Origin of the sequence: Granulicella sp. L60 (assembly GCF_009765825.1) — a bacterium.
Classification (GTDB): Bacteria; Acidobacteriota; Terriglobia; order Terriglobales; family Acidobacteriaceae; genus Edaphobacter.
This window is the reverse complement of the sequence record NZ_LMUR01000018.1, coordinates 1,640,309-1,649,353: the sequence shown is the minus strand read 5'-3', so window position 1 is coordinate 1,649,353 and position 9,045 is coordinate 1,640,309. Positions and strand designations below refer to the sequence as shown.

The window sequence follows — 9,045 nt, the reverse complement described above, 5'->3', positions numbered from 1 at the left end:
AGCAGAGCAGGACGATGGCGTAGCTGTGCTGGTAGCCGAAGGAGTCGGCGAGGAAGCCCTGGATCTCTGGGATGACTGCGCCGCCGACGACCATGGTGACGAGGATGCCGGAGCCCTGGCTGGTGAATCGTCCGAGATCTTTGACGGCGAGCGGGAAGATGCAGGGCCACATAACGGAGTTGAAGAGTCCGCAGAAGACGACGGCCCACATGGCGACGCTGCCGTGCGTGACGATGACGGTGGCGATGAGCAGGGCCGCGAGGAGTGAGACGAAGGCGAGGGCTCGCTGGGCGGGGATCTTGCGGAGCGCGATGAAGCCGATGAAGCGGCCGATCATCGACAGTCCCCAGTAGTAGGAGACGTAGTGGGCGGCGACTTCGTGGGAGAGGCCGCCCATGGAAGGTTGGCCGAGGAAGCTGATCATGATGCTGCCGATGGCGACTTCGGCGCCGACGTAAAAGAAGATGCCGAGGGCGCCGAAGCGAAGGTGGCTGAACTGCCAGGCGCTGCCGCCGTCGGAGGGTGCTGCGGGGTCGGCTTTTTCGATGACGTTGGGGAGTTGGACGAGGGCGGTGATGGCGGCCATGGCGAAGGCGCAGATGGCGAGGATGAGGTAGGGCATGCGGACGGAGTGGGCAAGCTGGGCGGCGGTGGCTCCGACGGCGATGAAGATGAAGGCTGCGCCGATGCGGGGCGCGGTGGTGGTGGCGATGGAGTTGAAGAAGCCGACGAGGTTGAGGCGGGAGGCGGCGGTGTCGGGGGTTCCGAGGGCGCCGACGTAGGGGTTGATGGCGACCTGCAGGAGGGCGAGGCCGCTGCCGACGACGAAGAGGGCGAAGAGGAAGAGCGGATAGAAGATGATGATCGACGCGGGAAGGAAGAGAAGCAGGCCGAGGCCCATGACCGAGAGCGCGACGACGATGCCGGATTTGTAGCCGAGCCTGCCGACGATCCAGCCGGAGGGGACGGACATGACGAAGTAGGCTCCGAAGAAGCAGAACTGGACGAGGAGCGCGGTGACGTTGGTGAGGTGGAAGAGGTCTTTGAAGTGGGGGACGAGGATGTCGTTGAGCGCGGTGATGAAGCCGATGCCGAAGTAGAGGGAGACCATCAGCATGAGCGGGACGGTGTAGTTTTTCCTGCCTGCGTCGGCGAGGGTGATGGGATTTTCTCCCGCTACTCCAAGTGCCATGCTTTGTCCTCTGTCTGCGGTGCGGTGGTGTATTTCTAGCGGCTGCGATTTCGTATAGCTGACTATACAGCCATATGGTTTTCTTATGCGAGTGATTTCGTTTGGCCGCTGCGGGTGGAGGCGGCGTGGGCGAAGCGGGCGGTGATGGTCTGGGGGCGGGTGATGGCTGAGCCTACGACGACGGCGGTGGCACCGAGGTCGAGGGCGCGGGCGACCTCTTCGGGGGTGGTGATGTGGCCTTCGACGAGGACGGGGAGGGTGAGATTTTTGACGAGGGACTCGACAAGGGGCCAGGAGGGGGTGCGGTGGTTGGCGGTGTCGGCGGTGTAGCCGTAGAGGGTGGTGGCGACGGCGTCGGCTCCGGCTTGCTGGGCGGCGAGGGCGTCGGCGAGGGTGGCGATGTCAGCGAGGACGGGGCGGCGGAGTTCGGCGTGGATGCGGGGGATGAGCTGGGGGAAGGGCTCGGCGGCGGTGAGGCGGCGGAGGGTGCAGTCGAGGGCGATGATGTCGGCTCCGGCTTGGGCGATTGAGTGGGCGGAGGCGAAGTCGGGAGTGATGTAGACGTCGCCGTGGGCGTCGTAGGTTTTGGTGATGCCGATGATGGGGAGTGGGGTGAGGGCGCGGAAGGCGGCGATGCGGGCGGGGCCTTCGGCGCGTAGACCGCCTGCTCCGCCGTGCAGGACGGAGGTGGCGATGCGAGTGAGGGTGTCGAGATCATCGAGGGGATCGCCTTCGGAGGCCTGGACGGAGACGATGAGATGTCCGCGGAGGGATTCGAAGGGCGAGTTGGATGGGCTTGGCACTTAGTGTGTGTTCGTTCGACGGTGCTGTAGGTGACAGGTTATCTGGAAATCTGCGGATGCGGTCAATCTTCCTTCCGGCGCCTCTAGCCCCGGCAGCTTGCGATGCCCGATCGTTCCCCTGGGTTACACGGTCAGCGATGTGGTTCGGGTGTGGCTCGATGCGATCGTTTGAAGTTCGCGTTATGGTGGATGGGATGGATCGAGGAGGATGTGTGCGGCAGATGACACGGCGTGGGTTTGTCTATGGTTCAGCGGCGGTGGGGTTGGTGGCGCGGCGTGGATTTGCGCAGGCGGATGCAGGAAAGCTGCTGCTGGTGGGGACGCAGACTTCGGGAACGAGCAAGGGGATCTATGCTTACACGTTCGAGGCGGGCTCGGGTGAGTTGAAGGCGCTGGGGCTTGCGGGGGCGGCGGACAATCCTACGTTTCTGGCGATGGCTCCTGACCGGAAGACGCTGCTGGTGGCGAATGAGCTGGATCAGTATGAGGGCAAGCCGGGTGCGGCAGTTTCGACCTACACGCTGGACCGGGGAGCGGCGCGGCTGACGAAGGTGAGCGAGGTGGCTTCGATGGGAAGCGGCACGTGCCATGTGTCGGTGGATGCGACGGGACGGTGTGCGTTCGCTGCGAACTATGGCTCGGGCAGTGCGGCTTCGTACACGTTGGGAGCGGGAGGGGCGTTGAGTCCAGCGCCGGTCTCGTTCTTCCAGTACAGCGGGAGCGGGTCGGATGCAGAGCGGCAGAAGGGTCCACATGCGCATCGGGTTACACTGTCGCCGGATAACCGGTTTCTGCTGGTGAACGATCTGGGGCTGGATATGATTCATATCTACCGGCTGGATGCGGCTACGGCGAAGCTGACTCCGCATGAGCCTGCGGTGTGGCGTTCGGCTGCGGGTGCGGGGCCACGTGCGCTGCAGTTCCATCCGAACGGCAAGGTGGCGTATTGCGTGGAGGAGATGGCGGCTACGGTGGCGGTGTTGCGATGGGATGCAACGCACGGAACGCTGGAGACGATGCAGGAGATTGCGTTGCGTGCTCCAGAGTTCAAGGGGCTGAGCAGCGGCGACGATATCGTGATCGACCGCGAGGCGCGGTTCGCGTATGCCACGGATCGCTTCGACGATATTGTCGTCACGTTTGCGATCTCGCCGAGCGATGGAAGACTGACGCTGGTGGACCGAATGCCGTGCGGCGGAAAGGTGCCGCGTCATCTTGCGCTGGACCCGAGCGGACGATGGCTGCTGGTGGCGAATCAGGTCTCGGACACGATCTCGGTGCTGGCTCGCGATGCGCGTACGGGCAAGTTGACGGACGCGGGGAAGAACTTTCCTCTGTCGAGGCCGCAGTGCTTGGTGTTTGCTTAGTTCTTCAGGCGGTGCTCGACGGACTGAGGCTTGATCTCTCTGAGTAGGGATAGTTCTTCCCGCTTCGAGATTGAAGAGGCCTCAGCTCACCTCCGGAGTAACGTATCGCTTGCCTGCTTCCATGAGCTGCAAGATCTCATCGACGGTGCCGATGCAGCCACGCGCTCCGGCACGGGTGCAGTTGAGCCCTGCAGCGGCACAGGCATAGTCAAGCTGGCGCTCCATGGGCCAGCCCTGGAGATATCCGTAGGCAAATCCGGCGTGGAAGAGATCGCCGGCGCCAGTGGTATCGGCGGTGGAGACCCGGAAGGCTGGACGCTGAATCGCTTGCTTGCCATCCCATGTCAGGATGCCGGCCAGCCCAAGTGTGGCCCCGGTCAGGCGACAGTGAAACTGGTCATGGAGCATCATCAGAGCCTTTTTCAAATCAGGCTCTCCCGTCAATGCTGTCGGAAATTCACGGCTGGCAAGTGCGTAATCGACCATCGGCAGCAGGTCGTTGATACCGGGACGGATGACATCCAGATCGGCGATGACGGGAATACCTGCCTCGCGCGCCCAGGTCGCGGCTGTAATCGCTGCGGCGGTGTGATAGCCATCCACGAGCAGCGCTCGCGCGGAGGTGATCGATTCGCGATCGATGTCCTCCGGCTGCATCGTCAGGCGGGGATCACGATGACACAGAACGGTGCGTTCGCCCGAGCCGTCAACGAGGATGATCGACTGCGGGCTGGATGCATCTTCCACCGTGACGATACGACTCTCGACGCCGACTGCGTCAAAGGCGGCACGGTGAAGGCGCGCAGCGTCGTCGTCGCCAAGGCGTCCGATGTAGCGTGTGCGCAACCCCCAGCGGCTGCAGGCGATTACGGCAGTGGAGATCTCGCCGCCGAGCACGATACTGCGCTCGCTGTACTCGGTCTTGGAGCCAAGGGTGGGAAATAAAGTCAGAGGTATGACGGTATCCGTGGCGTTGAGACCGACTCCAACCAGGTCAACCTTGGTAACGTGAGGCTGTTTATCCATCACTCCCATCCTAGAGGCAGGAAGTGATATCGCAATAATGCGAGTCTGATTCCGCTCACCAAAGAGCACGGCGGCTGCGAGACGAAGAATATGGTCTTCATGTTAGCGACAGGGTGTGAGTCTTAGTCAGGCGGGGAGGGCGAGGATGCTGCCCCAGTTGAAGCCTGCGCCAAAGGCTGTGAGGAGGATGGGCGCAGTGGGTGCGGGGTTGGCGGCGTGCCACTCGGAGGCGGCGATAAGGAGCGAGGCGGAGGAGGTGTTGCCGTAGCGATCGACGTTGACGAAGAAGCGTTCTTCGGGGAGCTGGAGGGTGGAGGCTACCTTGCGGATAAGGTTGAGGTTGGCCTGATGCATGAGATAGGTGCCGACCTCGGCAGGCGTGAGGGAGTTTTTGGCGAGGAGATCCTGGATGGAGCGGGGGATCTTGCGAGAGGCCTGCATGATGACGGAGAGGCCCTTCATCTCGAGGGTGCCGGAGTGCTGGAGTTGGAGGGCGTCGGCGTAGTTGCCGTCGGTGGAGAGCGAGGTGTCGGCGATCTTCGCAAAGCCGTGGGTGGGGGAGACGATGCAGGCACCGGCGCCGTCGCCGAAGAGGATGGCGGTATCCGGGTCAGCGTCGGAGATGCAGCGGGACATGATCTCGGAGGCAACGACGAGGACGTTGCCGTAGCGGGGGGCGAGGTCGGCGGCGAAGGCGAGGGCGATAAGGGAGCCGGCGCTGGCGACGGGGATGTCGATGGCGGGGGTTGCGGTGAGGCCGAGTTTGGCGGCGAGGACCGAGGCTGGGCCGGGGAAGGCGCGCTCGGAGGAGCCGCTGCTGAAGAGGATGAGGCCGATGTCGGCGGCGGTGAGCGCGGCGTTGGCGAGGCAGATGTTGGCGGCGGCGAGGCCGAGGTCGGCTACAGTGGTGGCGGCGGGGGCGTAGCGGCGCTCGCGTATGCCGGTGGTCTTTTCGATGGAGACGGCGTCGCGGCCGGTGCGGGCGGCGAGGGCTTCGTTGGTGATGACTTCAGCCGGGACGTGGTGGCCGAAGGAGAGTAGGTAAGGCATCGTCGTGCTCCTGATGCTTGGACTGATCTGCGAAGGATTCGCTTGTTGCTTGGGTTTGGATGTTTTGGAGCTACGGCTGTTCGCGAAAAACTTCGCTCAGGATGACATATTTGATGAATGGGAGACGATTCGCGCCCCCGGAGACCCTACCTCGCAGCCTCATGCGCCGCCTCAGCCGCAGGGCTCAAAAATAAATCTCTAAAACCTGTCACATTTTTTCAATCCTGAATACGACCGCTAAGCCACCACCATCCACCACGCTAACTACCACAACTCACCAGCAGGAAACCACGCCCAGCCACCACGTTTTTGCAAAAACCCCAGCAAAACACCCTATTCATCCCATGAAATAAATCTGCAAATTCCAGCCTGAAAAATGGCTCACTTCGCCGGGTATAGAGGCTAGGTTTCGCGGCTGGTTAGGTAGGCTTCGATCTTGGTGACGGTGTCGAAGCGTTCGGGGACGAGGTCGGAGTCGGGGATTTTGACGTTGAACTCCTGCTCGAGACCGGTGACGAGGTCGGGCAACGTGAACGAGTCGAGGGTGCCGGAGTCGAAGAGGCTCTCATCGGGAGCAGGGTCGTTGGGGAGGTCGGAGACTGCGTGGATGACCTTGAGGATGCCTGGTTGTTTGCTCATTGCGCGTCTCCTGCAGCCTTGTCTGCGGCTGCCTTATCTCTTGCGGAACTGTCTGCTGCGGCCTTGGAGGTTGGGTCCTGATCGGCGTCGTACTGCTGGACTATATCGGAAAAGAGGGCACCGGCCAACTCGTTGTATCCCTCGGCGGTGAAGTGGGTGTGGTCGGGCTGAGCCCAGGCGATGGAGACCCAGTCGCGCATGGAGCCGAAGCCTCCCATGCGTGCGCGCTGGTCCCAGTAGGCACAGTTCATCTGGCGGCAGACGGTGCGCTGGGCCTGGACGATGCGGTCGACTCCGGTGAAGGCGGCCCAGCCGTGGCGGCCGTTGTGGAGGGCGCGGTCGGGCGGTCCGATGACGAGGATGGAGGCGCTGGGAGCGAGGCGGCGGCAGCGCTCGATGATGCGGCGGAAGAGAGCAGCGTAGGAGTCTTCGGTCCAGTTGTGATCCCCGGCTTCGTTGGTGCCGTAGGAGAGGACGATGAGAGCGGGGTTGGCCTGGAGCATCAAGGTCTGCTGGAGGGCTTCGTTCCAGCGGAGGAAGAGCGAGGCTTCTGCGCCGTTGATTCCGGCGGCCTCGTAGGTGACGCCGGAGGCGTTTTCGGTGGAGAGGCCGAGGAGTCGGACGGGAGCTTCCTGGGTAGTGCGGACTTCGATGTGGTGTGGGCCGGGGGCGAGGGTGGTGTCGTAGTGGCCTGCGGTGTTGGCGGTGGATGGGTCGGTGCTGGCGGTGGGGATAGTGGTGAGCTGGGTGTCGCCGTCGTAGACGTCGATGGTGCCGCCGTTGGGTTGGATGAGGTACTGGACTTCGAGGGAGGAGGCGTCTGCGTCGAGGGAGACCCAGTTCCCTGCTCCGGTGGTGGAGAGGCTGATGCCGCCCATGCCGACGAGGCCGTCGCCGATGTCGCGGAGGTGGGTGCCGAGGGCGATCCAGCCAGTGGACTGGGCGCGATGGGTGCCATGAATGCGATAGCCGGTGAAGGGATAGCCGGGGTATTGAAAGCCTGCGCCGCCATCGCCGAATTTTGTTTGGAAGAGGGTGCGCATGGCGCCGGTGAAGATGTCGGCGGCGGTGTGGGAGTCGCCGAACTGGATGATGCGGATGAGGCTGGAGTGGGGGTCGAGCTGGGCTTGATGAAGCTGGTCGAAGAAGGGGCGGAGGGCCTTGGGGTTTTCGACGCCGAGGCGAGGGGTGGCGAGGTTCTGGGTGATGCGCGCGGCGATGGCTTCGCGGCTGCTGTACGGGATAGGGCGGAGGGAGACGGCGGTGGCCGTCTTGGTAGATTTTTTCGACTTGGTGGATTTGGTTTTGGCTGGCTTTGCGGCGGGGGCGCGCTTTGGTTTAGGCGTGGTGGTGGAGAGGGTTGAGGCGTGGAGTAGTCGCGGGGTGATGCTGCTGGCGAGAGTCAGGAGGAGGAGCGCGAGGAGGGTGCGGCTGATCTTTGGGTATCGGAGATGTGGGGGGGTGATCGGCATCTATTGGACTCCGATCGGGTGGGCTGGATTGATTTGCTTCGCGAGAGGTGGCGTGGGCTTGGCTGAGTGGCCGGGCGAGGCGGCGGATGCGATGGGCGGGGACGTGCGTTGGGCGGTCGCGTGATTTTGCATGTACCGTTCGTAGCCTATCAGGAGCTGGCTGGTGAGAAGCTGGGCGACGATGCGGGCTCCCTGGGGGGTGGGGTGGATGAGGTCGGCGGCGACCATGCGGGGGTGGCCGTCGTACCAGCGGGACATGGTGCCGTTGCCGCCCATGGCCTGGTAGGTGTTGAAGAAGCCGCAGCCGGTCTGCTGGGCGACGCGCCGCTGGATGGCGACGATCTCGGGGATGGCGGGCATGGTGGAGATCTGGTCGCCGCTGCGGTCGCCGCGGTCCATGGGGCTCATGATGAGGATGGAGGCGTTGGGGAGGGCGGCGCGGACTCGACCGATGGCGCGGATGAGCTCGGGCTCGTACTGCTTTTCGACGTAGGCGGGGTAGCTGGACTCGTTGGTGCCGTAGTTGATGACGACGAGGTCGGGGTTGCGGTGCTGGAGGGCGAGGGCAAAGGTGGCGGGGTTGAAGGCACGGGACATAACCGTGGTGGAGGCGCCGTTGAGGCCGATGCTGTCGTAGGTGAGGCCTCTCTCCTGCGTGCTGAAGGCTACGCCGAAGAGTTGGACGGGGTTGCCGGAGACGGTGAGTTCTACGGTTTTGGTTCCGGCGGGGAGGGTGATGGAGGAGGCGTCGTCCTTCTTGGTGTCGGCGGCGGTTTGGATGGTGCCTGCGGGGTTGCCGTCGGCGGTGATGTCGAGCGCGCCGCCATTGGGCTGGGCGAGGTATTGGACTTCGATGGAGGTGGAGTTGTGGGCGATGAGGTGGATGGTGCTGGAGGCTCCGACGGGGCCGGTGAAGATGACTCCGCCGAGGCCATAGTTGGCTTCGTGCATGGAGCCGACGGCGGTGTCGATCTTCCAGTTGGAGCCGGAGACGTCGACGCCGTGGTGGCCGTACCAGGCCCAGGGTTTGGCGATGAGGATGAAGCCGGGACCGGCGTTGCCGAAGCGCTGCTGGAGGAGCTCGCGGGCGTCGCCGGTGATGAGGTCGGCGGTGGTGGGCGAGTCGCCGTAGTGGACGATGCGGACGGTGGGCTGGCTGCGACCGGAGCTTAGATTTTGCAAGGCGGCGTAGAAGTGGTCGAGCGCGCCGTTGTCGTCGATGAGGAACTGGGTCTCGGGGGAGGAGTTGGCGAGGGCGGAGGATGTGCTGTGGCCGGGTGCGAGGGGGTCGGGGATGGCGAGGGCGGTGGGAAGGGCCGGTGGGGCGACTTTGACGATGGGGAAGATGGATGCGCGGCCGGTAGGGAGCTGGGCGATGGGACGGAGGCTCGCGGGGTCGAGGCCTTTGCTGCCCGCGGTGCCGTAGTGGACGGCGAGCAGGATGGCGGCGAAGGTGGCGACGGCCTGGAGGGTTTTGGTGGGGAAGGTGGGCATGG

8 protein-coding genes are annotated in these 9,045 nt (G+C 64.0%); 1 reads left to right on the top strand and 7 read right to left on the bottom strand.

The features are described from left to right. Both GSQ82_RS17095 and GSQ82_RS17090 read right to left on the bottom strand, forming a co-directional pair. The coding region (locus tag GSQ82_RS17095; RefSeq protein ID WP_158793383.1) for a sugar MFS transporter at positions 1-1,192 on the bottom strand (1,192 nt) is incomplete at its 3' end. 83 nt (positions 1,193-1,275) lie between these two features. Then, entirely contained in the window at positions 1,276-1,995 is a 720-nt protein-coding gene (locus GSQ82_RS17090; protein ID WP_158793382.1) for an N-acetylmannosamine-6-phosphate 2-epimerase, read from the bottom strand. Between the two features lie 221 nt (positions 1,996-2,216). On the opposite strand from GSQ82_RS17090, the gene GSQ82_RS17085 reads away from it, so the two are divergent. Next, positions 2,217-3,362 (top strand): lactonase family protein, encoded by a 1,146-nt coding sequence (locus GSQ82_RS17085; protein ID WP_254061762.1) that lies wholly within the window; start codon positions 2,217-2,219, stop codon positions 3,360-3,362. An 81-nt stretch (positions 3,363-3,443) separates the two neighbouring features. On the opposite strand, the gene GSQ82_RS17080 is transcribed toward GSQ82_RS17085, so the two are convergent. The 5 genes from GSQ82_RS17080 to GSQ82_RS17060 all read right to left on the bottom strand — a co-directional run bounded on the left by GSQ82_RS17080 (position 3,444) and on the right by GSQ82_RS17060 (position 9,043). Beyond that, positions 3,444-4,388, bottom strand: coding sequence for a carbohydrate kinase family protein (locus GSQ82_RS17080; protein ID WP_254061702.1), 945 nt, complete (start codon positions 4,386-4,388; stop codon positions 3,444-3,446). Positions 4,389-4,514: 126 nt separating this feature from the next. Continuing rightward, the gene (locus GSQ82_RS17075) at positions 4,515-5,438 is read right to left on the bottom strand and encodes a 3-oxoacyl-ACP synthase III family protein (RefSeq protein ID WP_158793380.1); all 924 of its coding nucleotides are present in this window, start codon (positions 5,436-5,438) and stop codon (positions 4,515-4,517) included. A 402-nt stretch (positions 5,439-5,840) separates the two neighbouring features. Then, the gene (locus GSQ82_RS17070) at positions 5,841-6,077 is read right to left on the bottom strand and encodes an acyl carrier protein (RefSeq protein WP_158793379.1); all 237 of its coding nucleotides are present in this window, start codon (positions 6,075-6,077) and stop codon (positions 5,841-5,843) included. Further along, positions 6,074-7,549: an SGNH/GDSL hydrolase family protein gene (locus GSQ82_RS17065; protein ID WP_158793378.1), complete on the bottom strand. Its 1,476-nt coding sequence runs from the start codon at positions 7,547-7,549 to the stop codon at positions 6,074-6,076. Before GSQ82_RS17065 ends, GSQ82_RS17070 begins: the two co-directional genes overlap by 4 nt. Next, the gene (locus GSQ82_RS17060) at positions 7,550-9,043 is read right to left on the bottom strand and encodes a GDSL-type esterase/lipase family protein (protein WP_158793377.1); all 1,494 of its coding nucleotides are present in this window, start codon (positions 9,041-9,043) and stop codon (positions 7,550-7,552) included. Between the last annotated feature and the right edge of the window lie 2 nt (positions 9,044-9,045).

Coding starts and splice junctions, on each gene's coding strand:
- GSQ82_RS17085 (WP_254061762.1), top strand. CDS start 2,217: ATGACACGGCGTGGGTTTGTCTATGGTTCAGCGGCGGTGGGGTTGGTG.
- GSQ82_RS17080 (WP_254061702.1), bottom strand. CDS start 4,388: ATGGATAAACAGCCTCACGTTACCAAGGTTGACCTGGTTGGAGTCGGT.
- GSQ82_RS17075 (WP_158793380.1), bottom strand. CDS start 5,438: ATGCCTTACCTACTCTCCTTCGGCCACCACGTCCCGGCTGAAGTCATC.
- GSQ82_RS17070 (WP_158793379.1), bottom strand. CDS start 6,077: ATGAGCAAACAACCAGGCATCCTCAAGGTCATCCACGCAGTCTCCGAC.
- GSQ82_RS17065 (WP_158793378.1), bottom strand. CDS start 7,549: ATGCCGATCACCCCCCCACATCTCCGATACCCAAAGATCAGCCGCACC.
- GSQ82_RS17060 (WP_158793377.1), bottom strand. CDS start 9,043: ATGCCCACCTTCCCCACCAAAACCCTCCAGGCCGTCGCCACCTTCGCC.